The organism is Gottfriedia sp. NPDC057991, from assembly GCF_042886615.1.
Taxonomy (GTDB): Bacteria; Bacillota; Bacilli; order Bacillales; family Bacillaceae_G; genus Gottfriedia.
This window is the reverse complement of the sequence record NZ_JBHVQN010000006.1, coordinates 244152-269558: the sequence shown is the minus strand read 5'-3', so window position 1 is coordinate 269558 and position 25407 is coordinate 244152. Positions and strand designations below refer to the sequence as shown.

At 31.3% G+C, this 25407-nt stretch carries 26 protein-coding genes; 5 read left to right on the top strand and 21 right to left on the bottom strand.

Annotated features, from left to right (window positions below; translation table 11 throughout):
- Positions 1–29 precede the first annotated feature (29 nt).
- From ACFVR2_RS20185 to ACFVR2_RS20165, 5 genes are all read right to left on the bottom strand, one after another.
- The gene (locus tag ACFVR2_RS20185) at positions 30–779 is read right to left on the bottom strand and encodes a 2-phosphosulfolactate phosphatase (protein ID WP_387365828.1); all 750 of its coding nucleotides are present in this window, start codon (positions 777–779) and stop codon (positions 30–32) included.
- Positions 780–809: 30 nt separating this feature from the next.
- Entirely contained in the window at positions 810–1583 is a 774-nt protein-coding gene (locus ACFVR2_RS20180; protein WP_387365825.1) for an SDR family oxidoreductase, read from the bottom strand.
- A 606-nt stretch (positions 1584–2189) separates the two neighbouring features.
- Positions 2190–3455, bottom strand: a complete 1266-nt coding sequence (locus ACFVR2_RS20175; protein ID WP_387365822.1) for a S1C family serine protease — start codon at positions 3453–3455, stop codon at positions 2190–2192.
- 338 nt (positions 3456–3793) lie between these two features.
- Positions 3794–4060, bottom strand: coding sequence for a helix-turn-helix domain-containing protein (locus tag ACFVR2_RS20170; protein ID WP_387365819.1), 267 nt, complete (start codon positions 4058–4060; stop codon positions 3794–3796).
- Between the two features lie 239 nt (positions 4061–4299).
- On the bottom strand, positions 4300–4785 hold the full coding sequence (locus tag ACFVR2_RS20165; protein WP_387365816.1) for an Lrp/AsnC family transcriptional regulator: 486 nt from the start codon (positions 4783–4785) through the stop codon (positions 4300–4302).
- A 228-nt stretch (positions 4786–5013) separates the two neighbouring features.
- Between ACFVR2_RS20165 and ACFVR2_RS20160 the strand changes: the two genes are divergently transcribed.
- On the top strand, positions 5014–5937 hold the full coding sequence (locus ACFVR2_RS20160; RefSeq protein ID WP_387365813.1) for a DMT family transporter: 924 nt from the start codon (positions 5014–5016) through the stop codon (positions 5935–5937).
- A 240-nt stretch (positions 5938–6177) separates the two neighbouring features.
- Here the strand turns inward: ACFVR2_RS20160 and ACFVR2_RS20155 are convergent, their stop codons facing one another.
- The 6 genes from ACFVR2_RS20155 to ACFVR2_RS20130 form a co-directional block, all read right to left on the bottom strand.
- The gene (locus ACFVR2_RS20155; protein ID WP_387365810.1) at positions 6178–7641 is read right to left on the bottom strand and encodes a flavin monoamine oxidase family protein; all 1464 of its coding nucleotides are present in this window, start codon (positions 7639–7641) and stop codon (positions 6178–6180) included.
- Between the two features lie 160 nt (positions 7642–7801).
- Positions 7802–8269: a hypothetical protein gene (locus tag ACFVR2_RS20150; protein ID WP_387365807.1), complete on the bottom strand. Its 468-nt coding sequence runs from the start codon at positions 8267–8269 to the stop codon at positions 7802–7804.
- Between the two features lie 149 nt (positions 8270–8418).
- Positions 8419–9090, bottom strand: a complete 672-nt coding sequence (locus ACFVR2_RS20145; RefSeq protein ID WP_387365805.1) for a hypothetical protein — start codon at positions 9088–9090, stop codon at positions 8419–8421.
- Between the two features lie 322 nt (positions 9091–9412).
- Positions 9413–9862 (bottom strand): SRPBCC family protein, encoded by a 450-nt coding sequence (locus ACFVR2_RS20140; RefSeq protein ID WP_387365802.1) that lies wholly within the window; start codon positions 9860–9862, stop codon positions 9413–9415.
- A gap of 450 nt (positions 9863–10312) precedes the next feature.
- The gene (locus ACFVR2_RS20135; RefSeq protein ID WP_387365799.1) at positions 10313–10813 is read right to left on the bottom strand and encodes a DinB family protein; all 501 of its coding nucleotides are present in this window, start codon (positions 10811–10813) and stop codon (positions 10313–10315) included.
- 685 nt (positions 10814–11498) lie between these two features.
- Positions 11499–12908, bottom strand: a complete 1410-nt coding sequence (locus tag ACFVR2_RS20130; protein ID WP_387365796.1) for a SpoVR family protein — start codon at positions 12906–12908, stop codon at positions 11499–11501.
- A 164-nt stretch (positions 12909–13072) separates the two neighbouring features.
- Between ACFVR2_RS20130 and ACFVR2_RS20125 the strand changes: the two genes are divergently transcribed.
- Entirely contained in the window at positions 13073–13285 is a 213-nt protein-coding gene (locus ACFVR2_RS20125; protein WP_056474812.1) for a hypothetical protein, read from the top strand.
- 446 nt (positions 13286–13731) lie between these two features.
- On the opposite strand, the gene ACFVR2_RS20120 is transcribed toward ACFVR2_RS20125, so the two are convergent.
- The gene (locus ACFVR2_RS20120; protein ID WP_335476415.1) at positions 13732–14199 is read right to left on the bottom strand and encodes a CarD family transcriptional regulator; all 468 of its coding nucleotides are present in this window, start codon (positions 14197–14199) and stop codon (positions 13732–13734) included.
- A 418-nt stretch (positions 14200–14617) separates the two neighbouring features.
- Between ACFVR2_RS20120 and ACFVR2_RS20115 the strand changes: the two genes are divergently transcribed.
- Complete coding sequence (locus ACFVR2_RS20115) at positions 14618–14818, top strand: cold-shock protein (RefSeq protein ID WP_056474809.1); 201 nt, start codon at positions 14618–14620, stop codon at positions 14816–14818.
- 635 nt (positions 14819–15453) lie between these two features.
- Here ACFVR2_RS20115 and ACFVR2_RS20110 read toward each other — a convergent pair.
- From ACFVR2_RS20110 to ACFVR2_RS20095, 4 genes are all read right to left on the bottom strand, one after another.
- Positions 15454–16164, bottom strand: coding sequence for a hypothetical protein (locus tag ACFVR2_RS20110; protein WP_387365791.1), 711 nt, complete (start codon positions 16162–16164; stop codon positions 15454–15456).
- 961 nt (positions 16165–17125) lie between these two features.
- Positions 17126–17704, bottom strand: coding sequence for a dihydrofolate reductase family protein (locus ACFVR2_RS20105; RefSeq protein WP_387365789.1), 579 nt, complete (start codon positions 17702–17704; stop codon positions 17126–17128).
- 333 nt (positions 17705–18037) lie between these two features.
- Positions 18038–18334 carry a pyridoxine 5'-phosphate oxidase C-terminal domain-containing protein gene (locus tag ACFVR2_RS20100; protein WP_387365786.1) on the bottom strand — a complete coding sequence of 99 codons (297 nt, stop codon included), beginning with the start codon at positions 18332–18334 and terminating at the stop codon, positions 18038–18040.
- Positions 18335–18439: 105 nt separating this feature from the next.
- Positions 18440–18691, bottom strand: a complete 252-nt coding sequence (locus ACFVR2_RS20095) for a pyridoxamine 5'-phosphate oxidase family protein (protein WP_387365783.1) — start codon at positions 18689–18691, stop codon at positions 18440–18442.
- 1208 nt (positions 18692–19899) lie between these two features.
- Between ACFVR2_RS20095 and ACFVR2_RS20090 the strand changes: the two genes are divergently transcribed.
- Entirely contained in the window at positions 19900–20064 is a 165-nt protein-coding gene (locus tag ACFVR2_RS20090) for a DUF3934 domain-containing protein (protein ID WP_387365780.1), read from the top strand.
- A gap of 180 nt (positions 20065–20244) precedes the next feature.
- On the opposite strand, the gene ACFVR2_RS20085 is transcribed toward ACFVR2_RS20090, so the two are convergent.
- The 5 genes from ACFVR2_RS20085 to ACFVR2_RS20065 all read right to left on the bottom strand — a co-directional run bounded on the left by ACFVR2_RS20085 (position 20245) and on the right by ACFVR2_RS20065 (position 23313).
- A complete protein-coding gene (locus tag ACFVR2_RS20085) occupies positions 20245–20445 on the bottom strand; it encodes a cold-shock protein (RefSeq protein WP_069032402.1) in 201 nt (66 codons plus the stop codon).
- Positions 20446–20615: 170 nt separating this feature from the next.
- Complete coding sequence (locus ACFVR2_RS20080; RefSeq protein ID WP_387365777.1) at positions 20616–20792, bottom strand: hypothetical protein; 177 nt, start codon at positions 20790–20792, stop codon at positions 20616–20618.
- 151 nt (positions 20793–20943) lie between these two features.
- The gene (locus tag ACFVR2_RS20075) at positions 20944–21432 is read right to left on the bottom strand and encodes a DinB family protein (RefSeq protein ID WP_387365774.1); all 489 of its coding nucleotides are present in this window, start codon (positions 21430–21432) and stop codon (positions 20944–20946) included.
- Positions 21433–21593: 161 nt separating this feature from the next.
- Positions 21594–21734 (bottom strand): DUF3953 domain-containing protein, encoded by a 141-nt coding sequence (locus tag ACFVR2_RS20070; protein ID WP_387365771.1) that lies wholly within the window; start codon positions 21732–21734, stop codon positions 21594–21596.
- Positions 21735–22818: 1084 nt separating this feature from the next.
- Positions 22819–23313, bottom strand: coding sequence for a hypothetical protein (locus ACFVR2_RS20065; protein WP_387365768.1), 495 nt, complete (start codon positions 23311–23313; stop codon positions 22819–22821).
- Positions 23314–23827: 514 nt separating this feature from the next.
- Here ACFVR2_RS20065 and ACFVR2_RS20060 point away from each other — a divergent pair.
- Positions 23828–25342: an MDR family MFS transporter gene (locus ACFVR2_RS20060; protein WP_387365765.1), complete on the top strand. Its 1515-nt coding sequence runs from the start codon at positions 23828–23830 to the stop codon at positions 25340–25342.
- Positions 25343–25407 lie beyond the last annotated feature (65 nt).

Here is a 25407-nt window from a genome sequence, read left to right as displayed (position 1 = left end):
ACAAGATACAGTGTTTAATAGAACAATAATTAAATAGTTTCCTTTGAAAAATTAACATTTACTACGCTTAAACCATCTTCAAATACCGGTACAACATTAAAAATACTTTTACTACAAACAAATTTTAATTCCTCCTCAAATCCATAGCGAATTAACATTTTACCAACATTCGATTCCGCTAAAATCACATGACATTTTTCTTTCAACCCTAAGTAAAAATAATGAGCAGATTTAGCTGCATCGGATAAATCTAAATGACATGATCCATTTACTAAGCAGTCAATAAAATAACCTGCTCCATAAAAATCTTCCATATTAAATTGTCCTGACGACCCCGAACATACTAAAATAACTGATTCATTTTTATAGGATTGTCTTAAGTGATTTGCAACTGCATTTGCATTCAAAATCGATGCAGCGTATACTCTCTTTGCATTTTGAGAATTTTTTAATGCCACTGTTCCATTCGTTGTTGATAAAACGATTGACTGTTCAGCAACAACTTTCTTTAAAGTTAATGGATTAGGAGATAGAAAACCTTCTATTGTATTCCCTTCATATTCACCTATTAATAAATATTCTTTGTTCAAATTTTTATTTGTGAAATGAACTGCCTCTTGTCCATTCTTAACAGGTATGACCTCTTTAGCGCCAAAGGCTAATGCCGCTGTAATTGTTGAAGTAGCAAGTAATACATCAAAAACGACTACGATCTTTTCATCGTTTATTTTTTTATCATCAATGTCTTCTTTTTTCATCAAAAGATGAAGTTTGCCCATTTACAAAACTCCTTTTTCATGTTTCAAACATTACACAATAGATGTTCCACCATCAACAACAAGAACAGATCCAGTCACATAATTCGAAGCTGGCGCTGCTAAGAATAAAGCCGCACCTTTTAACTCGTCTTCATTTCCAAATTTCTTAAGTGGTATAGATTCTACTATTTCATCTGTTCCTTGGGAAATAACATCTTTAGACATTTTTGTTGGGAAAAATCCAGGTGCCAATGCATTTACATAAATGCCACTAGGACCCCATTTCGCAGCTAAATCTTTTGTAAAACTGATCACTGCACCTTTACTTGCACTATAACCGACCGCATTCATTACTTTTGGATTCGTTCCAACTAAGCCAGCAATAGAAGCAATATTAATAATTTTTCCGGATTTTTGTTCTAACATGATTTTCCCAACTGCTTGGGACATTAAAAACGTACCGGTGACATTAACATTCATTACTTTATTCCATGCCTCTAATGGCATTTCTTCAGCAGGTGCTCCCCAAGAAGCACCACTATTGTTTACTAATATATCAATTCGGCCAAATTTCTCTTTCGTTTCGTCAACTACTCTTTGCACATCTTCTTTGTTTGTTACATCACACTTTAATGCGAAAGATTCTACACCTAAACTTTTCAATTCTTCACTAATTTCCTGGCATGCTTCTACATTTCGAGAACAAAGTACAACGTTTGCACCAGCTTCAGCGAATCCTTTCGCAATTTGTTCACCAAGTCCTCGTCCACCACCAGTTACAATTGCTACTTTCCCAGTTAAATCAAATAACTCTTTTACGTGCATTTCAAATCCTCCTAAAATTAGTATTCATTTTCTAAAGCCCCTATTTTGCTCAATACTTTCGCTTTATTCTGAAACAAATTTTTAGATACTAACCAGTCGGTATGTTTGTTAATTAGATAATACTAGATAAATTCTGAATATTCAATATTAAATGATGTTTAATTTTTTTATATTACTTTTTATCCATATTCACATTTACTAGATTATTTGCAAACTATTTTAGTTTGGGTTAGGATATACCTTTTAAAATGACATGTTTTTTTAAATTTACTTTTCAAATTTCCCATTTAAATAAGTTCTATCAGTAAAAATATCTTTTAAAACGTTTAAACCAGTAAAATTTTGACCACACTTCATTTATACGGCTCCTTTTGTTTGTAGCTCTACAATTGGTTTGGGTAGGATTTATCCGTCTCATTATTTCCAATTGCAACCTACGTTCAGCAAAATGGAGCCGTTTCGTTATTCACCAAGATAAATATAGTTTTATGCAATCATCCCTCAGTCATTTGCTCTATAAATATATTCAAATACATTTTTCATTATTTATGATGTCTACACTGCTGATTAGGTGGAGGCTCTTCAAGATCTGTGTGAGATTCTAGTTTAGTCGGATTCATAATCGGTTGATGGTGGATTCGATGTGGTACTTGATTTTCTTTTGCTGTTAAACGTGAAAGTATAAAGAAGAAGAATGAGGATCAGTATACATGCGACAATATCTTGAATGTAAAAACTGGTTTTGTGATCAGTCCAAAGTGTTTTGCTTGAGCCCATTTTTTGTTTCGATTGATGAATGTAGCGTTTTACTTCTGGGTGGTTCGGATAGATTTGCTGGACTGCTTCGAATTTTGTCAGTGCATTTTTGTAATAGCCCGCCCAGTAGAAAGTTAACCCTTCTTTAAACAATTTATCAGTTTTGCTTTCAATAACATGTACGTCCTCTTTCTTGACAACTTTTTTCAACGTGTTCACAGGTACCGCAAAATGAAATCCTTGCACTTCTTGGTCATTCACTGTATCTCCTCGGAAGGTGAGTAAACCAATTAATTGTCCTTTGTTGTTGATGATGGGTCCGCCACTATTTCCATGGGTAGATGCTGCATTGATTTGAAGAACTGGGCTACCAGCTAATGTAGTTTTTGAGATAGCTGCGATTTGCCCTTTATTCATCGTGGGGATCACATAACTATGCATCGATAGCAATTCAGAATCTGCCGCAGCTGGGTAGCCGATCACCCAAATATTGTCTTGATCTTGAATGGAATCACTGTTTCCAAGTGGAATCGTAGGATAGTTAGAGCCGTTGATTTTTAAGAGGGCCACATCTTTGCCATGATCGGTAGGTTGTTGATAGCTTTTGACATCTGCGCTAATAGCATCATCTACAGTCGGTAAGTAAACGTCGACGCCTTTTTCGAAGATTTCGTAACTAGTATACTGTTTCAAGTACGCATCTGTGAATTTGTGTGTCCAATTATTTTCGGTTGCAACATCATCCACAAGAATTGAAAATGCCTCAGAAACAATATCATGATCGGACAATTGATGAGAATAAACGAGAACATGAGCGTTTGTCACAATATAGCCGTCCGAATTAATGATAGCGCCAGATCCAAAACCGTCTAATTCGGTTTTATAATCCCATTTCTTCAACACACTCGTCACGCGTTCATCATCTAAAGTAATCGTCCATTTCACAATCGCATAATCAACAATTCGAACAACCGCGGGCTTTGTGGTTTCAGCTAATTGTTGAGGTTTGAGTAAGTAAGGGGCTGATGGTTTAGTCGAAGTGAGTACAAACGTTGTAGCGATTAGGATTGCCAACAGGATACAAAACGGAATGGTCACGAATGCCTTTTTTTTCATTCCAAACATCCTTTCATTTGTTTTGCTTACGATCATCTCCCAATCGAGAGTACATACACAAAAGCAAAAAAATGACATAACACCCATACTGATATTTGCACTATAAAATCAATCATTTCTTTAGCCATTGAATTCATACCACAAATAAACTAACTTTGTTATTATTTATTCTTTATCTTTACTGCAATAGAAAAAGCCGCATTTATGCAGCTTATACTCTTCTACTATTGTATGGTCATTCAATAAGAAAAAGATTATTTATTGAAAATTTCTTCGCCAATCTACAATAACTTCTATCTCTGTAAAAATAAGGTAATTAAAATATTATTTTTACTAAATTAAGGGATTACTGTTAAATCTACATTTATTAACCATTTATCAATTGCTGATTTAGGATAGTAAAACTCAGATCCGATTTTTAAATGAGGAAGTTCACTCGTATAACCATCTTCACCATCATTTAACTCTGTTAATTTTTGAATTTCTTCCTTACTTAATCCTAAATAATCAACTAACTCTGACTGTGTTAATAATTGATGCTGTACAGTAGGACTCGTTGATACTTTTGTTCCCATTCCATTAGAAATCATCCAACTTCCAATCACGATACATACCCCTAAAAGAAATATTGATATTGCTATAATATAATTTTTCATATGATCACCTTGTTTCATTTAATTCAACATAGGCACCCATTCCCCTTTTTTAATAAACTAAACTTTTTTCCAGTAATCACACAACCAGAGATTGAGAATAAAACCCATGCTTTTACAATTGAAAGTTGATTTCAGATTTAAATTAAAGGGCTAAGGTTTATGTTGTAAAACTTTATTAATAAAATATCTTATTCTTCTTTTTCACATAACGGCAAAACAGTAGAATATTTGATTTCTCTTAAAGCTAAACTTGTTTGAATTCTTGTAATTCCGAGTTGATTTAACTTCCGAATAAAATTCTCCAATTCTTTTCGTTCTCTGTTGGCAACTTTTAATAAATAGTCATACTCTCCTGTTAATAAGTGGCACTCTAAAACTTCAGGCATGGATTTTAACTCTTTCTCTAACACTTCTAATTGATCGGCTTGATGGATATTTGTATTGATAAAAATAAAACAAAGTAAATCAAATCCTAACTTTTCTTGATTTAAGATCGCAACTTGCCGATCGATATATCCTTCATTTTCTAATCGTTTAACTCTCGCATGTGTAGCTGGTGGTGACAAATTCACATGACGCGCTAGTTCCGTATTGCTAATTTGGCTCTCCTTTTGCAACTTATCTAAAATTTTAAGATCCACTTCATCTAACACTTTATTCCCATGATGTTCCACTTTTATCTACTCCCTTTCAATTATTCGGAAAATGGTTTGGATTCAACACATAAAACGAATTAAATTTTCCAAAACAACACTTTTGATTAAGATTATTTCTTATTTATACCATTATACAAAATAATCCACGGTAAAATAAACAATTATGTTAAACTAGTAAAAAAATAGTAAGAAATCACTGTGTAAAGTCTTTTTTAAACATTAAAACAGTGAATTGGGGGTTTAGATATGCCAATCTTATATATACTGTTGTTATTATTAACAAGTTTGTTATGGGGAGGAAATTTTGTCGTTGGAAAATCCCTTGTTGGTCACGCTTCTCCAATGACCTTGACGACGCTAAGATGGGGAATTGCAATTATCGTATTATTACCAATCGTATGGTGGAAAGAAAAGAAGATTTTACCTCCACGTAAAGCTATTCTTCCATTAATCTTGATGGGAGTTACAGGTGTTGTTCTTTTTAATCTTTTTCAATTTATGGCATTAGAAAAGACATCTGCAACTAATGTCGGTTTAATTTCGACCCTAAATACAATTTCCATTGCTTTATTTTCATCTTTATTTTTAAAAGAAAGAATGAACTTTTTACAAATATTTTCGATGCTTATTTCGTTCTTAGGGGTTATTCTTGTACTTTCAAAGGGAGATATTAATCTACTATTCTCAATGAAGTTTAATTTAGGTGATTTATGGATGGTCATTGCCGTCTGCATATGGGGAATCTATTCGGTTTGTAGTAGATGGGCAACAAAGCTTATATCACCTATGTTGTCTACACTATACTCAGGGATATTTGGACTCGTTGTAATTATCCCTTTTAATCTCTCAGATTTTACGCTTATAAAAATGAATGGCTCATTTATTTTCTCAATTTTATATACTGGTATTATTTCGACTGTCTTATGTATGCTTTTTTGGAATACTGGGGTCCAAAAAATCGGGGCAACTTCAGCTGGTATTTTCCTAAATTTCAATCCAATTTTCACAGCCATTTTAGCGTTTTTCTTATTAAATGAAAAAATGACATGGGTTCAAGGACTTGGAAGCATTATCGTAATACTAGGTAGTTTCTTGTTCACTTACTTTAAAACAAATGGAATGTCTAAAAACAAACGGATTATAAAGAAATCAATGAAATCTCCAGCATAAAGTCTCATGATGAGAAGATTATTCTTCTGCAGTATATTCGTTAGTTGAATAATAATTATTAAAATAGCCTGTATCAACGATTACTTGGTAATCTTAGATAGAGGCATTTTATATTATTCTTGTTTTCTTAAATAGATCTAGACTTTCACTCTTTAATTATCATTTCACTTTCTGGAATTATCTATTTTCGTAGAACAAGACCTTTTTGTGGAAAGTCATCTTTTGCTATTTAAATAAAACTTATCTGTTATTAACTTCATACGCTGTTCTAACTCCTGCTTCAATTGCACCTTGAATCCAACCTGGTGTAGTTGACGAATGTGATCCTGCGAAATGAATTCTTCCTTCTGGTGTACCAATAAATTGACCAAACTCTTTTACTTGGTCAGGTTTATACATGACAAAAGCTCCTCCAGCATAAGGAAATTCTGACCAATTATGTGAGTATCCTATTAAAAATTCTGAAAACACTTGATCTCCAAATATATATGAAAGGTTATTCAAGGCAATTTTTATCCTTTCTGCTTGTGTCATATTATCCCAGATACTAGAATCATCTTCCCATGTATAGCTAGCTAACATAATCCCTGTATCGTCCGTCGCCCCTTGACCATGACTAGGAAAATATGCAAACTTGATTGGCAGATCTGTCGTTAATTTACCACCATTTAACCCATATTTTTCCCAAAATCTCGTTTTAAATTGAAGACCTATTTTAGTTGAATTTGCATAATGGATCTTTCTAATAACATTTCTCTTTTCATATGAAACAGACTCATAGGGTAGTAAATCGATGAAATTCAATAAAGTATAAGGAATTGTAGAAATTACAAAATCGCTTGTTAGTTGATGTTCAGTATTAAGTATTTGATTTTCTGTATAGATCGTTGCGTTCGATTCTTGTTGTATAATTTTTTTCACTCTTTGATTTGTAATAATATCGTCTTTAAGTTGTGGTAAAAATCCATTAATAAGATGATCCGTTCCCCCTGTAATTTCATAAAGTTTTAGATTCTTAGTTAGGAGTACTAAAACTTCTCTTAATATTGCAGTAAATGCAAGTTCAGAAAATCCTTCCAATCCAACCATTGTTTCTATCATATTGATTGCTTCAGCTGATAAGGATACACCAACAGGGTTATATCTTAAAAATTGATACATTGAATATTGATCATACATATGAATAACTTTTTCCCAATTTTTTTCAGGATTTTGGTTTATAAATTCAATGACTGGACTAACTGCTAATAATAGTAATTCTGATGCCGTTTTTCCTTTTTCACTAGGGAAGACATTATAATTTAATTGGTCTGGATTTGATCCATAATTTTTTTCATTTGTTAATACATTATTGATGTAAATCAGATCATTAGGGGTTCTATTTACAAATTCATTTACTTGTAAATTGAATTTTTTTATATATTCAATAACTAAATAATGAAAAGAAGGTATACGCATTGCACCAAGGTCTATATATTGATTATTAATAAAAGGTTCCCTTTTTGTGTAAATTCTCCCCCCTATTCTGTTATTTGCTTCAATAATGGTAACCTGATGTCCTGCTTCTTTTAAAAGTGAAGCAGCGACTAAGCCAGAAATTCCTGCACCTATAATGGTTACATGCTTTGGAGAGTTCGTTTTTTGTAATCCATTTTGAATGATGGAAATCATTTGATCCATTGAAAGCAGTAATTTTTGAATCAAAGCTATCACCTCTTCTTGCAATAAAAATAATTATCAATAAAATATTATTCCATTGTAAGTTGAAGTAGAATTTTAACTCAGATTTATTTCGTTGGTGATACAAATTAGAAGTATAAGCTTTTTCAAGTAAAGCACTGCGTTAGTTGAAGAAGTACTAAAATTATTCGATTACTAAACAACAGCATTTATGATTGCGTAAAATTTTAAAGCTACCTTCAGAAATCTCATTTAATGAAAGAGATTTTACCTGTTTTGTCTTTTTGCCTTCTCCAAACAAAATTGACCAAAGTTCAACCTTATCTTCTGTTTTAACGTTTAAATTAACATACTCAGTAAGTTGTTTTAAAAATTTAGAGCCAAAATCTCCTTCAAGCCAGTAAATATACTTTTTATTAATATAATGTTCCAAATCATTTGGTGGATTATCACATGATGAAATCTCTAATCCACCCATTTCCGAATCGCCCTTCGCATAAAGTATAGTTAACTCATCGTCTATATTTCCCCATATTTTTAAATCAAGTTTTGGCTCCATTTTCTTTAGTTCTCTTACCTTAATTTGAATAAAACCACTATTATCTACCTCTACCAGTGGGTTATCTGATGCAATAAATTTATATAAAGTCAAATTAATATTCTCCACCTTGTCTTAAATTAAATTAATACCTAGTTATAACTATTTTCACCTACTATTCTACAACTTTTATTAAAGCAGATAATAAAAACCATCACTTAAAGTCGCCCATTGAACTAACGCACTGTGTTAGTTCAATAAGATTATTCATCAAAAATACTAATATTAATTAGAATTCCATCATTATCTAGCCTTTTGTGGTTGTATGGAACCTGGCTTAATTTTTTGTATTTTTCATTCCAAATTATATCTATAAAACTATATGATTCTTGAAGAAATCGATTATGAGAAATGTTCTCATAACGATAACACTCATTAGGATATACTCCATCCAATCCAAATAATGAGATAACATTTTCTTCAATTGCTATTCCACCGATTTTATATTCATAAATAAAATATAACTCTTTAAGAAAATTTGTGAAGTCTATTATCTCTTCATTTTTTATTCCAATCTGATCCCACTCCATGTCATCTAAATTAGAACCATAAAACCAAAAGTTAACCATTATTGCATTTGAAGAAACCATTTCAATTTGTAGTGTTGCTTTTCGTTTCCTTGATAAATAGACATATAACCTTAATCTTAGAGAATGCATGTAATTTGATTGAGGGTCTTCTTCGTCAAAAGGATAGCCTCTATCAAAAAAATCAACAATTTCATCAACGTTTTTATCATATATCTCAATTCTATTTCTTACCTTTAATAAATTAGAGATAACTTCTTGAATAGTCTCTTTTTTCTTTTCTTTAAGTTCTAATAAGAAACTAACCTCAAGAAAAGGACCTCCTTGTAACCATTGAGACCACTGCATGAATTATTCCTCCCAATTGTTATATAACTATTGCAGTGCGTTAGTTCAATAAGATAAGGTTTAGAAATGCGCTTTTAAATAAGGCAATTTTAATGTAATTAGTTCAATAATAGTATTGAGTCACGATTCATTTATAACTTCCAGGTTGCCAACATATAAGTCAATATGACAAAACTCTTCAAATCCCATTTTTCTTAGAATTGGGGCTGAGGTATATATGTATTCCCCCTACTATCAACTGGACTTGAGTATGCTTAATAGCAACTTATGATCATCAACTAACATCCGCGTTAACATAAAAAGAAATATTCGAAGGGAATTATTAATTATCCTCTAACATCTTCCTATCCAGGTGCTCAAGTGCAAAGCCCCAAGCATTTTCGTGTCCATTTTTTGATTCTTCATCTGGAAACCCCTTATGTGTAAGTCGCAATTGAGTACCGTTACCATAGGGTTCAATTTCTACTGTTACAACAGTTTCAGCACCCTTTGTTCCTCCATCTCCAGTAACCCATGTCAACTCTACAAGACGATCAGGTACGAGTCTTAGAAATCTTCCATAATGTGGATGACGTTTTCCCTCAAAATGAGTCTCGAAAAAGAACACTGTGTTGAGTTTATCCGTCATTATCACAGTTCCAGGTGTTGCACACCAACGTTCAAACTGCCCCGTCCACGCTTTATAAAGTAAATTAGGGGGTGATTCCATTAATCGTTCCACTATTAAACCAAAGGGTCTAGTTGAAAGGTCAGGCGTAGTTATATGCTTCATATATAATCCTCCAATACCAATATTCAGTGAAAATACACCGTATATACTTATTAATACTTGATATCTTTATATATTCCTCTATAAATCCTTGTTCAACCAAACTGCCATTTAGTTAAACAAGAAAGAGCTGCCGAAGCAACTCGTGTTGTACAACTATCGCACCCGTTAGTTCATTAAGGAAAGTAATTCTTATTAAAGAATTGCGCCCTTTCCTTGAATAAACAAGAAGCTCAAATTAGCCAGTATTGTGGAGGCAATTAACTTATTCTTGCTGGAAATGTTAAATATCGTAGAAGAGTGAGATTAATTTGGATCAACAATTGTTTGATTAAAGTTATTCGTTAGCTCAAAGAAAGATCTGTGTAAACATCTCTCGATCCTCAACTAAAGTCACCTTTTAGAAGAAAAAATGGATTACTCTTCTCTTGCCTATTTATAATGAATAACATTTCAAGAATACCAATAAAAAGCATAATCAGTCATAACTGAAGAATCACCCAACTGATGTAACATAGCTGAAATATTCCCTCTATGATAGGTTCCATGATTCACAACGTGTAAGACCATTTCAGATATACTTGTTTCTCTTAATCCTGCCCATGGATTATCCAACATTATTCTCTTTTCAATATCTTCTTGTCTGTTCAAAAAGGATTTAAACCGAGATGTTAAAGTGTGAAATTCCGTTTCTAAGTCTTCAATGGGCAGTTTCTCAATCTTTTCTTGAATTTGAAATGAAGATTCCATTGCTTCATTCATACTATGACCCTCGAGAGTATTAAGCCATCCATATTCCACCAAATAGAGATGAGATAAAACCTTTGAAACAGAAGAAAAGACACTTTTCATTTCCTTTTGATATTTCTCAGGTGAAAGTGTCTTAAGATGATCAATAATCCGTTGATTTGCCCATACATGATAGTTATATAGATTTTCTACATGATTTGCCATACAGTCGCCTCCTTATCATCACGTTTTTTAATATTCTTTATCTGAATAAATTATTCCATTAAATATTATTACTTATCTTATGAGATCTTCAACTAACCTGTCATTAAGCCACTCATGCAGCGCAAGCGCTGCACCACAGCGAATGAAAATATTTCGCCGTGTCTACAATGTTTAATGGCTGGCGAAGAAGGTCTTTGCACTATGGTGCCTTAGAGCCCATCATTTAGTCTGACTCCGACGACCACGGTGTACCACCGACTGTCGTGCCCTATATGGGTAGCACTCATGGGAGATTAATCCTTTTTTGGTTGTCGCGCTAGCCACTCTTTTATCTACTACGAATGGAAGGTACATATTTTCCGATTTACCAACCGAATACGATTACTCAAAGAGCTCAGCCTTTTTTTAAAAAGTGTTTTTCTGGGTCTATTTTTCTATTGTCTTTTTTGATTTTATGCTGAATTTAATTTTCATGGGAGTTCAAAAGGGCAAGAAAACGGCTGTTTAAAATCACGACAGGTAAGTTAAAAGTCCCGTATTTCACTTCTGATATTAAATAGATTTACTTCAAAATGTGGAGAGTACTTGTTTGGCCGTGGCATGGATAACGGTAATCAACATATCTTTTTTTTAACCAACAACGTTTACGAAAACAGCTAAAATAAAAAAACGCCTAAACAGGCATTTACAAATTTTTACGATTTACATTATTACCATCATAACTAAATAATACAACTTTCCCATCCATTCTTGTCTCAATATGAGTCGTTCTTCCCCATAATTGGTATATATATGGTAAAACTTTTTCAAGATATTTTAGATCTAATTCAATTTCTTCAAATGAATGATTTAAATACAATTCACCATTTTTTTGATAGTCTCCATCATTTACAGTAATATAGGGGTATCCACCATTCGTGCGCATATTTACCAATTGATCACGTACATTCACCCAACTTTTATCATTAATCTTATATTCTTTTCCCTGTTTATTAAACAAATACAAGTCATTGTTCATAACAAATTCTTTTGATAAATAGTTTCTAATAAAACTAGTATCCGATTCAAGCTCACGTACTTCAAAAATTTTTTCAGTTCCAGAACCAGCTTTCACCCCATATTGTTTCATTTCTTCAGATGGATTGTTATATCTTTCTTCAATATCCTCAAACATTTTTAGTCCAAAATAGTAAGGGTTTATACTTGTCTTCGAGGGCTGTAGTACACTTGCATTCAGTTTTGCAAATTCAATTGATTCACCTGATGTTAAATCTAACTCTCTCATAATACGTTGATGCCAAAGACTAGCCCATCCCTCATTCATAATTTTTGTTTCGAGCTGTGGCCAAAAATAAACCATTTCCTCTCTTAACATTGTTAAAATGTCTCGTTGCCACTCTTCTAATTCGCGACTAAAGTGTTGAATAAATAGTAAAAGATCCTTTTCAGGTTGTGGTGGGAATTTCTTTTTTCGAGGTTTTAAAGGAGCAATGTTTTCTTTTTTATTATCTAAATTCCATAAATCATCATATGGTCCTACTCGAGGAAGGGGGGGGATCATATCATCTTCTAATTGCCACGATAATTTATTTCTTACAATTGAAGGGTCAATATGTTCTTGAATAGCTATAACCGCATTCAAAAATTCTTCTACTAGCTTTTTTCCATATTTTTGTTCATATTGATTAATTCTTTCAGCAGTTGCAGTCATGCTTTCGACCATATCTCGTTTTGTATTACTAAATCGCACATTATTTTTAAAGAAATCACTATGGGCGAGTACATGGGCAACGATCAATTTATTTTGTATGAGGCTATTGGTATCAAGTAAAAATGCATAACATGGATTAGAATTAATCACTAATTCATAAATCTTACTTAATCCTAGATCATATTGTAACTTCATCTTATAAAATTTTTTTCCAAAGCTCCAATGAGAATATCTAGTTGGCATTCCGTATGCACCAAACGTGTAAATAATATCAGATGGGCATATTTCATACCTCATTGGAAAATAATCAAGTCCAAATCCTTTGGCAATTTCAGTAATTTCGTCTATTGCATACTCTAATTCACGAAAATTATTTGAGTTCATTATTATTCCCCCTACTATGTGTATTGACAATGTATGAGATTTTTTGACGTTATATACTATGGAGATTAAATTAATAATCCTACAAAAAATTTGTAATTTAATTGAATTTACAGGACAAAACCTCTTTTGTGTCGAATTAATCTAATTGAGAGGGGGATGGGAAAATGAGTAAAGAGAATCTATTAAAGAACCTTCGACTTGCAACAAGAGGAAATTTCTTTTTAATCAACATTAAAAATTCATTGGAAAATGATACAAAAATGATTGAAAAACTGGCTAAGGAACTAGAACTAGATGGACTAATCAAACTAAAAGAGTGCACACAGTTAGAGGATTCACTCTTTTTAAGCGGAATACTTAAATATGCATCCAATTAAATTGGATGCTTTTTCGTCGTTGAACAAATTAAATATTAAATAGATACAAATGATTCAAAAAAAAAAGACCTCTTTCTTTTTATAAAAGTAAAGTCCTTTTTAAAATGTCGATGTTAGTAGTCTTTAGTTATTCGATAAATATAATGGCCTACATTAAAAGCAGCTCTTCAATTAAAAATGTATTTTCATGGGTGCCTTACTGTATAATGAAATTTCTGCTAATTACTGAAGGACTCAATACAATACATTTGGTGTATTATTTCATCATTTGATTAATTATATTTAATTACAAACATTATATTATTAATGGAATTTAAAAGGTGTAACAATAGTATAGATCAAACGAGGTTTTACTATTTTCTTAATATAAGGAGTTTAGTTTCATATACGATTTGAAAATTTAAAATTCTGTAATCTTCATTAATGTAAGTTTAAATGATAATTTTTTACCCGAATAATAGTTCTTTGGCTTGAATTTCTGTAATCCCTTTAACTAATCCAAGTTCGCTTATAAATATTTTACTTGCGTTACCTAACATCTGTTTTTCACTTGAATTAAGAGATTTTTCTTTATCTATACGCATTAAATCACGTACTACTTCTGCGCCTTCTTCAATATTACCTGTTTTCATTTTCTCAGTATTTAGCTTAAATCTTTGTTTGTATGAAAGAGAACGATCAGATTCTCCATTATGGAAATTTTTTAATATATTGTCAAGAGTATATGAATCAACGACCATTCGAATTCTTGAATTATCCATTTTCGAAATTGGAATCATTACTTCCATCTTTTTAATTAGTAATCTTATAATAAAATACTGCAGTATTTCACCTTGAACTTCTTTTTCTTCTATAGATTCGATTACACCTGCTCCTTGCATTGGATAAAAAATATTATCACCAACTTCAAACATAATCTACACCCCCATTTAATTACTAACCTATATAAGCATAACATTTATTATTTTTTTGTCAAAACAAATATTTTATCACTTATAAATAAGTCATGTCAATAAATAAATGGAATTTTTAGTAAGTGCTTTCATTTTTAAAATTAATGACTAAGGACCAAAAAAAGAATCAATCAGTTGGCTCATGTTGTTCAACTGCCATGAAAATATTATTCGGCAATATTGTAAACATGGCAATACTAAAGAAGACGGATTCAATTAATTATTTAAAAGAAAGCGTATTAAGTAAAAGAAAGTTTAGTATTGGTCATATAAAATATGTTATGTCATTTATATTTAATTGGGTGAATTTGATTTTCTTTATTATAAATGTTAAGATTGAAATATTAATGTGTGTAAATCGCACTAGGAGGAAACAAAAATGGAACATGGTAAAGTAAAATGGTTTAATGCAGAAAAAGGGTTTGGATTTATTGAGCGTGAAAATGGTGATGATGTATTCGTTCACTTCTCAGCAATTCAAACTGACGGATTCAAATCATTAGATGAAGGTCAAGCAGTAACATTTGAAGTAGGACAAGGGCAACGCGGACCACAAGCGACTAATGTTAAAAAAGCATAGTTAACTCAAAGAAGTCGGATTCTATCAAGTAGAATCTGACTTTTTTTTATAACTTATAATATAAAAAACCCTTATTCATAAATAGAATAAGGGTAAAATTTAACGTGGATCTTGGTAAAGAAAATGGTTTAATGTATTATAGCCCAAATAAAATGAATATACAAATATCCACTAAATATCTTTTAAAGAAGTTAGTTTGTTTAAAATGGATTAAGCTTGCTTAAATATGATGTAGTAATAAAATGTTCCTTATGCAACTGCCACTCCTCTTGACTTCCTCTTCACGCCAAAATGTTAGGTTAATATTAACTGTTATTTTGTCTAAGTATTTTTTAAAACCAACAAGGTTAATTTCCACATCTGTCGTATCATTTAGTTTTGTATTTGCCTTATCTAAATCTTCCAGCATTATAGTTCACTTCCGTAATTCTCTTTTTAAAATAAATTCAGCAAAAAGGAGCATATTTCCTCCTTGAAATAATCCTCATCCACATCTGACTTATTCAACTAATCTGCAATTTAGCTTAATAAAAAAATCGACTATAAAGCCGATCCTGTTGTTCAACTATTGCATGCGTTTAGTTTAATTAAATGCTTGTATTCTCTTACACCATTGACCTCTATTTCCTTCTTAATTATGACTGCTTGACAGTGATTTTTAAGATTCCCAATTCTTCAATAGATTGAATTAGAAAATGAATGGCTTCTGATCCACTGCTTCCTAAATCAAAATAACTGATATATCTTTTCCTCATTTTTCTTACATCACTCATATAGTTGATATATCTACCATGATTTTTTTCAGCATTCTTATTCCAAACTTTCACCGCATTTTGAAGTTTATCATTTACAACATCATTAACAATTTCGGAATTCTCCAAGCTGATTTCCAGACAAATATCGGATTCGATGAACCCTTTATACTCAACAAGGAATGAATAGGTGGTAGAATCGACTACAACTGCCTTTTTCTTCGTCGCTTTTTTTAAGTACTCAACTGGGAGGTCTTCACACCAGCTGAAGTTTATTTCCAATTCTGTTACATCTGTTTCGGGATCGATATTCTTTTTATCAGAAGAACCCCATCGGACAGTGACATCTTGTCCGAAATTCATCCAGTCGACCACTTCACCTTTAATATATCCATTGCCATCTACGTCAAAGTGTAAGGAATCACTTCGAATAATAAGAGCACAAATGCAATTGGTTACAGCTTCTCCAAGTAACATCGTGCCACTTTCTGATAGCTGACGCGCCATTTTTTCCTCAAAGGAAGGGTGAAATTTAATTTCATTTCCTCCGTCCCAAGGTATCATAATTTCAAATACCTTCATCTTTCTTGCCATTTCGCTCCCTCGTTTCAATCAAATCATCAATTATTTATCATAATATATTTATAAATGAATATTTTTCTTTTTTCCATCATTTCTCCTATATATTATCTTTTTCCTAATACAACTAAACTGCCATTTTGTTGAATAAGAAAATCAACAATATACTTTAACAGAGTCAACAAAAAGAATAAATTTACCAACTTCTGAAATTACAACTCAGGCCTTTGTAGACAAACTCGGTTATTTTATATGAGGTTTTAGACAATTAAAGAGAAAATAAATCTAAAATTTTCACCACTTTGTAACATTTTTCACAAACTAAATTTAAAAATAATGATATTATCAAATAGAAAAGAATTTGATTTCTTTTCCCCTTTTTTAACTTTTAAAAATTTTTAAGCCCCTTTAAAAATCTTTAAAATCTATCATATTCCTTTCCTTTTAGCCCTATTGACTTGACACTCTCAAATAGGGTTTTTTTTATTGGTTTTATTAATAAAAATTTACTTATATTTGGACTAAAAAAAGACTGTCTAAATTCAATCTTTAAGAAACTCTTATTCAACTAAAGCCAGTTAGTTCAATATTACATTTTTGCCTTTTTATACTCCCTTTTTGTTCGAAAGAAAAGAATTAACATACCCAAAATTAAACACAAGGGTTCTATATCAAAGTTATTTTTAATCACTAAATTCTTAAAGAAAACAAAGCAACCAAACAAAACCCAAAAGGCTGTAAAACACATTAAAAACCACCAAAATCGTGAATACATAATTTACCTCTTTTTCATCTATCATAACATGTTATAGATAATAAAATGTAAAATTTTGGTAATTTTATAAATATTCTTATTCAACTAAACTGCCATTTAGTACAATAAAAACGACTACCGAAGTAGTCGTTACTTGAATTCCCTTACCATAAACTATGTATTAGAAACCACCTATTTTTATTTGGACGGCTAAATTTTTAGTTACGATTTTACAATATTATACGTAAGGCCAATTACACCGGAATTAAATGTTTTGTTTTCAACAAGTGAGAGGTTGCGTTTATTTTCTGAGCCCTTAAATAAAGGTAGACCACTTCCTATGATAACAGGTGAAATAGTAATTTTAATTACATCAATTAAATCAAGTTCCATAAGATAATGTGCAAATCTTGGACTACCTAAAATAATAATATCTTTACCTGGCTGTTTTTTTATGTTTTTTATTTCTTCCTCAATATTTTCTTTTATTAATCTTGTATTATTCCATTCAGCTTTTTCAAGAGTCGTAGAAAAAACAACCTTTGATGTCTCTTCTATCCATTTAGCATGTTCAATTTCATATTCTGATGCTTCAGGGTTAGAAGGTACAGAGGTCCAATAATTTTCCATCATTTGGTATGTCCCTCTTCCCCATAACACTGTGTCTACAGTACTTAAAATTTCTCTAGCATGCTTTTCTAATTCTTCATTGTAAGATACCCACCCGATATCCATTGCACCGTTTGGTCCTTCTACAAAACCATCTAAAGAAGAATGTAAAAATAAAATGACATTTCTCATAAAATCCTCCTATTTACTAAGTTATGTTTTTTCTTATTTTTTTATAAACGAGAAATTACTAACTGTTTTTATGGTTTAGAAGATATTTTTCTTCATCTTCCTCCCCTCTTCTTATATTCTTCCCTTGAAATAAAATCCCTTTTTAATCTGGTTTTTAACGTCAAATCTTTGATAATTTTCCCATTTCTAAATTGATTAATACTGACAGTTAGTACATTAAAAAAACCGACAAAATTGTCGATTATTGATCATATTCCTCTATTAAGAGCCTAACTCAGCTCCAAAATATAACTATTAGCTGGTTAAGTTGAACAACGACGGACTAAAATTAAACTATGGCCATAATAGTTTTTTTAACCATCTATCTCCCTCAAAGTTATATCTTAATCGTATATGCCTACGATCTTCATCAGCCTGCCAGAACTCGACTTCTTTTGCAACTAATCGATACAAAGTCCACGAGGGAAACACTGAATTTGGATTATCTTGTAAAATTTTAATTTGTTTGTTTAGTGCCTCATCGAAATCAGCTTGTTCTTTTAAGATTGAACTTTGTTTGCCAATCAAAGCTATTGCACGTGCTACAGTTCCTCTGCTTAAATAATCTTGAGCACTTAATTCATTTTCCATTTTTATTGCACTTCCACGTATTCTGCGTTGTCTACCAATTAATGACCAATAAAAAGTCATAGTAACATTGGGATTAACATCTATCTGTTTACCTTTTTCACTTTGTTAACTTGAGGCAAAATACCACCCATATTGATCTACATCTTTAATAATTAGAACCCTAGCATTAGGAATTCCATTATGGTCAACTGATGAAAGAGTCATTGCATGTGGTTCGTGTATACCATAATCAATTGCATCTTGGAACCATTCTAAAAAAAGTTCATTTGGATACTCTGACGCATTGTTAAAATTAAACGCAGGAAAGGGGCCATTAAGTGTTTTACTTTTTCTTATAACTTTCCTAATGTTGTCCATATAAATCCTCCAAATAATTAATCAAGCATTTATAATTAAGACATGCTCCATTTTTTTAACTAACCCGCTAAATTTTAAAAAGGGAGCCGGTTAACAGCTCCTAATTCTATTTAACTAACACAATGCGTTAATTCAAGTTTCCACCTTCTTATAGATACTTGTGATATGTAACGAAAACCCGCCATTTAGCTAAATAAAAAAATCGACTAAATAGCCGATCGTGTTGTTCAACTAATGCAATAACTAGTTGCATACTTAGTATAACTTTGTAATTTAATTCGATTAGAGCTGTATCAGTATCAATAACAAATAAAGATTGAGGCAACTTATGAATCGAATAATACGATCAATAGAATTACTAATACCATCCCAATAGGTAGCGAAATTAACAATTGCTTCCACTTTTCATAATTAAGAATAAATACTATTATGGATACTAATTCTAATATCCATCTAGAAACTTGTTCACTTATATTTAATGAATCTGGTAAATACATTGCAGTTATTAAAAAAAGGATAGTCCAAAATATTGAATATTTAATAATACGTAAAGCCAATTTATAGTGCACGATAATCCATTCCTTATTTACTATTTTATATGAATAATATCATATATCTTTCTATTAATTTTAAAGTACAATACTCGGAGATACTATATAGTATTAGTCCTGATAAAATGTACATAGTACAAATGAGATTTTTCATCCCTTATAAAATATATATTTTTTTATATAATTCTCTGTGTTTTCAGTATTTCCTTCTTGCACTAAACTGCACCATTCCTAAAAAACCGTTTCACGGTATTTCCTCCCGTTGATTCACTTTTATTAGCCCATCTAACCTTACCATATTTTGTAATATATATGTTTATATTTTTGGAATTTCTTATTCCACTAAGCTGCCGCTAAGCTCAATAAAAAAATATCAACTTTTTAGCCGATTATTATTCAACTAAAGCATGCTACTAAAAACTAACAAAAAAAAAATTATAAGATTTATAGAGACATTATTCCCACTTTATCATAGATCGGAAATGCAGATCATTTTAAGGAACAGACGTTACTTTAGTTCAATAACAATAAAGTTAGATTTGAATCTCTTCTTTTTCCAATATATTTATTCCTCAATTCTTGTTTAACTCATAAGTTAATTAGATATTACTAAAAAACTGCATGGTACTTAGTGTATAATAGGTACGAGGTGTTTATATGAGTAAAGCTAAAGCTAAGGGCGGTACAGGTAGAGGTACAGATAAGAAGGGTTGGAATAGGTGGCAAGCTAGTGCAAAAAAAGCAAAGAACGCGAAGCCATATGTTAGTAAAGGTACTAAAAAGGGCAATTCCAAAACAACTAATAATAATTCAAATGGCTAATTATATTCAATGATTAAATTTATCTTCATTTTATATGGGTTATAACATTATAAATCATTTTCTTTACCCAGAATCACGTTAGTTTTTTACCCTTATTCTTTTTCGAATAGGGGTTTTTAAATTTCCAAGACATAAAAAGAGTCAGATTCTACTTTATAGAATCCGACTCTTTTTAGTCAACTAAGCCTTTTTAACATTAGTTGCTTGTGGTCCGCGTTGACCTTGTTCTACTTCAAACGTAACAGCTTGACCTTCATCTAATGATTTAAATCCATCAGTTTGAATTGCTGAGAAATGTACGAATACATCATCACCATTTTCACGCTCAATAAATCCAAATCCTTTTTCTGCATTAAACCATTTTACTTTACCATGTTCCATTTTTGTTACCTCCTAGTGTGGCTTACACACATTGTAATATAACAATTTTAACAATAAAATTTAGATTAATCAAATTCCCATCAAAAATAGTGAATTAACTAATTAATTTGCCTAATTTTAAGTCCGTAATTATGTAACTAACGCATTGCTTTATTGTATAAAAGATATCACTATTTTTTCTCTAAACGACTTATTCTTTGCTCTAATTCTTCAATTTTTTTATTTGAAATAAACAAATTATTTGTAGCAAATAACCTTACTTTTTTAACAATCATAATCACTATATACCCTACTATAATTAGAATGATCAATTCGAATAACGTAATGATTAAACTAAAATTATCCATTTGGCACTCTCCTTTTCAAACTCATTCTAAATTAAAACTTTCAACATATTTACATTAAATCCCGTGATGAACTAATCTGTTTAATGCTTAGTTCAACGATCCTGAGAGAAGTAAAATAGGAGTCGATCATCGTTATCGTCTCCTATTTTTATTAGCTTCGTTTCCCTTTCCAAACTCCTTGCATTTTAATCATTAATACGATTTGCCCAATATGATATGCATCATGCATTGCTAGACTCTTCAGTTCAAGTACTAATGATCTTTCTCCTGGGATCTGTCTATACAAATCTTCATGCTCTGATTTTGCTAGTATGTTTTCAAGTTCACGATGAGTATAAAAATATTCTTCTTTTGTTTTCTTCCAATTTTCAACCGTCTCAGTTGGTAATCGAAATGTATCTTTATTATTTTCTGCCTGTGGTTCATTCGCTGTTTCACCAAGAAATCGCAACAGAAGTTTCTTTTCATAGAATAGTAGATGACAAACTAATTCCCAAATGGAATTTATTGTCGCATCAGCTGGTTTCCAAATTGCCTGTTCAAAAGTGACATCCTTTAACACTTCTTCAAGTGGTCGAAACCAGTCTTGTGCATCCAAACAGCTTGCCCATTGCTGTAACAAAAGCGTTTTAACATCCATTTTCTATTCCCTCCAATTTAATCCTTATACTAGAAAACCCCGTTGATCATTTTTATAATTTCATTTACGATTAAAAAATCCTTTAATGATTTAACGAACCTGGTATTTACTGCAATAAAAAAAACTGCAATTAAGCAGTTTATAATTTCAACATATGCATTTTAGTTATATAAGAATTCTTGCATAGATACAATGAAACCAAGCAAGGATACTGTGAAATAAATATAACCCAATTTTTTTTGTTTTTGTTTAAATTCAGGTATACATGCTAATAAGAACAATGCTGCTAAGAAAAAGTGCATATAAGGGAGTACTCCTGTCTTATGAGTTATTAGGCCAAAGATAGATAATATTAAGACGATCAATATAAATATCATTCTTAAAATTTTTAGCATTCGAATTATTTCCTCCGTACGATTTCCATTGTGATGTATCCCAACCAAAGCAAACTGCAGTTTAAGTACATTAATTCTCAATTTTCAATAAACCTCACTGGTTATTTTGCTTTATTCGATTAAATAACCAACGAATTAAATTTATTACTTCAGCAGCTACAAAACCAATTAATGTCATCTTTAAGAAAAATAAGTTATCTGTAGTAAGAGTCATTTGTCTAGTTCTCAAATAGTGAACTAAATACCCCTATACAGCACCGCATATAAGCCAAATCCATATGTGTTTAAATCTTTCCATAATATATGTTTTCATTTAGCTAACTCTTATCTCCTTGTCTAACTAACTCGGTAATTCGAATTTGGTATCTTTTTCAACAAGATTGTCAATTAATTTTTAAAAAAACTCCAAAGATTGATCATTCTATTAAACTAACAAAAATTATTAATTCTATTAAAATTATACAACATAGTCATAATTAGTATTTTGGGGGAATTCCCGCTTTTTTCATAAAAAAACAAATTATACTTTTATCCTTAAATGCCATTTCACCAAAAAAATCGATTTTTAGCCCAATTACTGTTCAACTAAATCAATGCGTTAGTTACATAAGAAGTTATTTTATTTTTTCTTCAGTAAAGGTAAATCGGAAAAAGTAAAAACAAGTGAAAAAGGTATAGACGATAATAATATCCTATCAAAATATATTTCTGAGGGATTTTTTAAATAGGATAAAATTACTAAAACACAACTACTTAGTACAATACTAATAATAACTTTATAAAACCTTTTTCTTATATCAATCCATTTCATATTTTTTACTTCTATTAATGATAAAGTAAAGACGTATAAGAGAAATACTATACAAAAAATCACATAACCAATTGCAAAATTAATCGCAAATGAATTATCAATTTTCATATATACCTGATCAAACCTACTATTGCTAAAGCAAACATAGTGGCTGTAAAAATATGTTTCTTCATCTAATGATCACCCTGGATTTATATTTATTAGAAACCAAATTACTAGTGCGATGAGAGGCACACCAAAACTCAATTTTATACTAAACCAGTAAATTTTATTAAGTTTATTATATTTTTCTGTGTAAACTCCATATGCCGATTTAACCATTTCATAAACTTCCATTTCAGTTTCATCATAACTTTTATCATCACTTTTATTTACAAACTGCTCAATTTTAGGGAAAAGCAATTTGTTTATCTTTCGAGAGTTAGAAATTCGCCAAATTCCTTGAAATAGACCAAATCCCAAGTTCCATATTAAGAATAAATTGCTAAATGCCGCAAAATAATCTGATTTTAGATTTTTTCCAAAGGCCATAACCGTACCCATTAACAACATCAAAATCAAAGAGGTAAAAAATGTGACAATGATCGCACTTATAGGCTTAATTCGATATAGTTTTTTTATCTCTTCCAAAATTTCTTTTTTACTCTCCATCATTGCAATGTTTTTTTGATTCATCAATTCATCCCCAGTTAGTTATAAATAACTTCTAAATACAGTAAATAAGATAATTATATCTAACCAATCAATTTTTGTAATTTGGGGGAAATTTGCATTTTCCTTTTTATTCTAGAGTTCGCTTTTGTAAAAAAGTTTTCTAGTTTTTCTTTTTCTACCAATTTCAAATACTATTTATTTCTCTATAACCGCTCGTGGCAATAGTGTTATACCATTTCACCACAACCGTTCAAGAACAATCATTACTATATTTCAAACAACCAAAAGATAAGAGTTACTACCTAAAGGATTTTTAATCGGAGTAAAGAATAAATTAAGTAGTAGATAAATGGTAAAATTGACTTTTTTACTTGAATTTTGGATTTCAGCTTTAAATTTAGGTATAAAGTATCAAAAAGGAATAATAAATAATCAATATGCATGCTACAAACTTTCATACTATAAGCTTCAAACATTTTTTTGGTATTCAATTGAATCAATTGAATAATTTTGAAAGGTCATAGGGAGGTAAAGGATGAAAGAAAATAACAAGACTCTTATATTAATAGGACTAATGATTGGAGTCATCTTCTCAGAGCTTGATGAGACGGTCGTTTCAACAGCTATGCCAACAATTATTAGAGATTTAGGAGGTTTAGCGCTTTACGGCTGGGTTGGTGGAGTTTACATGCTTTCGATGACCTCCTTTATGGCAATACTCGGCAAACTTGCGGATTTATATGGTCGAAAAAAAATATATTTATTTAGTATGGGATTATTCATGGCTGGATCTATTATTAGCGGAACAGCCCAATCAATGGAAGTCCTTTTAATTGGACGTGGGATCCAAGGGATTGGGGCCGGCGGATTAATGCCACTCGCGATGGTCATTTTCGGAGATAGCTTCCCAGTTGAACAGCGTGCTAAGCTACAAGGTATTTTCGGCGCTGTCATGTTTATCCCTCAACTACTTGGACCGCTTATTGGAGGATATTTTGTACAGCATATTTCATGGCACTGGATCTTTTTAGTAAATATTCCAGTTGGAGTTTTAGCTGCAATTTTATTAGCTTTAGGATTAAACGAAACGAAAGTAGACAAAAAAATAAATATCGACTGGTTTGGTGGGATCTTACTAGTTACCACGTTAATCAGTTATCTGCTCACTCCGGTACTTCATCAAACAGAAGGATATGCATGGAGTGAACCTCAAATGATTGGTTTACTAATTTTAGGAACCATCTTACTTGGACTATTTATTTTTGTTGAGTCAAAAGCAAAAGAACCAATTATCCCATTGCATTTATTTAAAAATAGAAACTTTGTTGTCATTTCAGCTCTTGTATTTGTATTTGTTCTTGCGATAATGGGGTCACTTTCTTCTTTCCCATTCTTCTCGCAAAATGTACTCGGTTTAACACCTACTGAATCTGGCTATTTAAATTTACCTATTATGGTTGGTGCAATCGGTGCAAGTGTAGTTGCTGGTCGAGTAATGAATAAATTCTCCTATCGAAATATTTATGGTGTTTCATTTATTATACCTATGATTGGTTTCTATTTACTTACAAGTATTACGGCTCACACTTCAATTATTACATTCGTTATTTATTTCATTATTCTTGGACTTGGATTCGGCGCACTATTTAACAATGCATTAATTGTTCAAGAATCAGTTGAAAAGGAAAATGTAGGGATTGCTCAATCTGCCGTTATGTTATTTCAATCCATTGGTATGACAATTGGCTTTAGTTTATTTGGTTCACTATTAGCCTCTAAAATTACATCAGGGATCAAATCACTTGCTGGAAGTCTTCCTGTGGATCAATTACTACAATTAAAAAATGTAGAAAATGGTATGATTCCATCTAATCTTGAACCTAATTTACTAGAAAAAGTAAAAACAGTCTTCACTCATGCATTCCAGGATTTATATTGGGTATCTTTCGTGCTTGCCATTTTAACATTTTTAATTTGTTGGGGACTGAAGAAGGAAATTTTAATAAAGAAAGATGAAGCAAGTGAAGTAAAAGAAGTAAATTCTATTTAATTAAAAAACATTCCATTTTGTAATACTGCTTCAGTTGACGGAGAAAGCAAAACGATTGAGTTAAC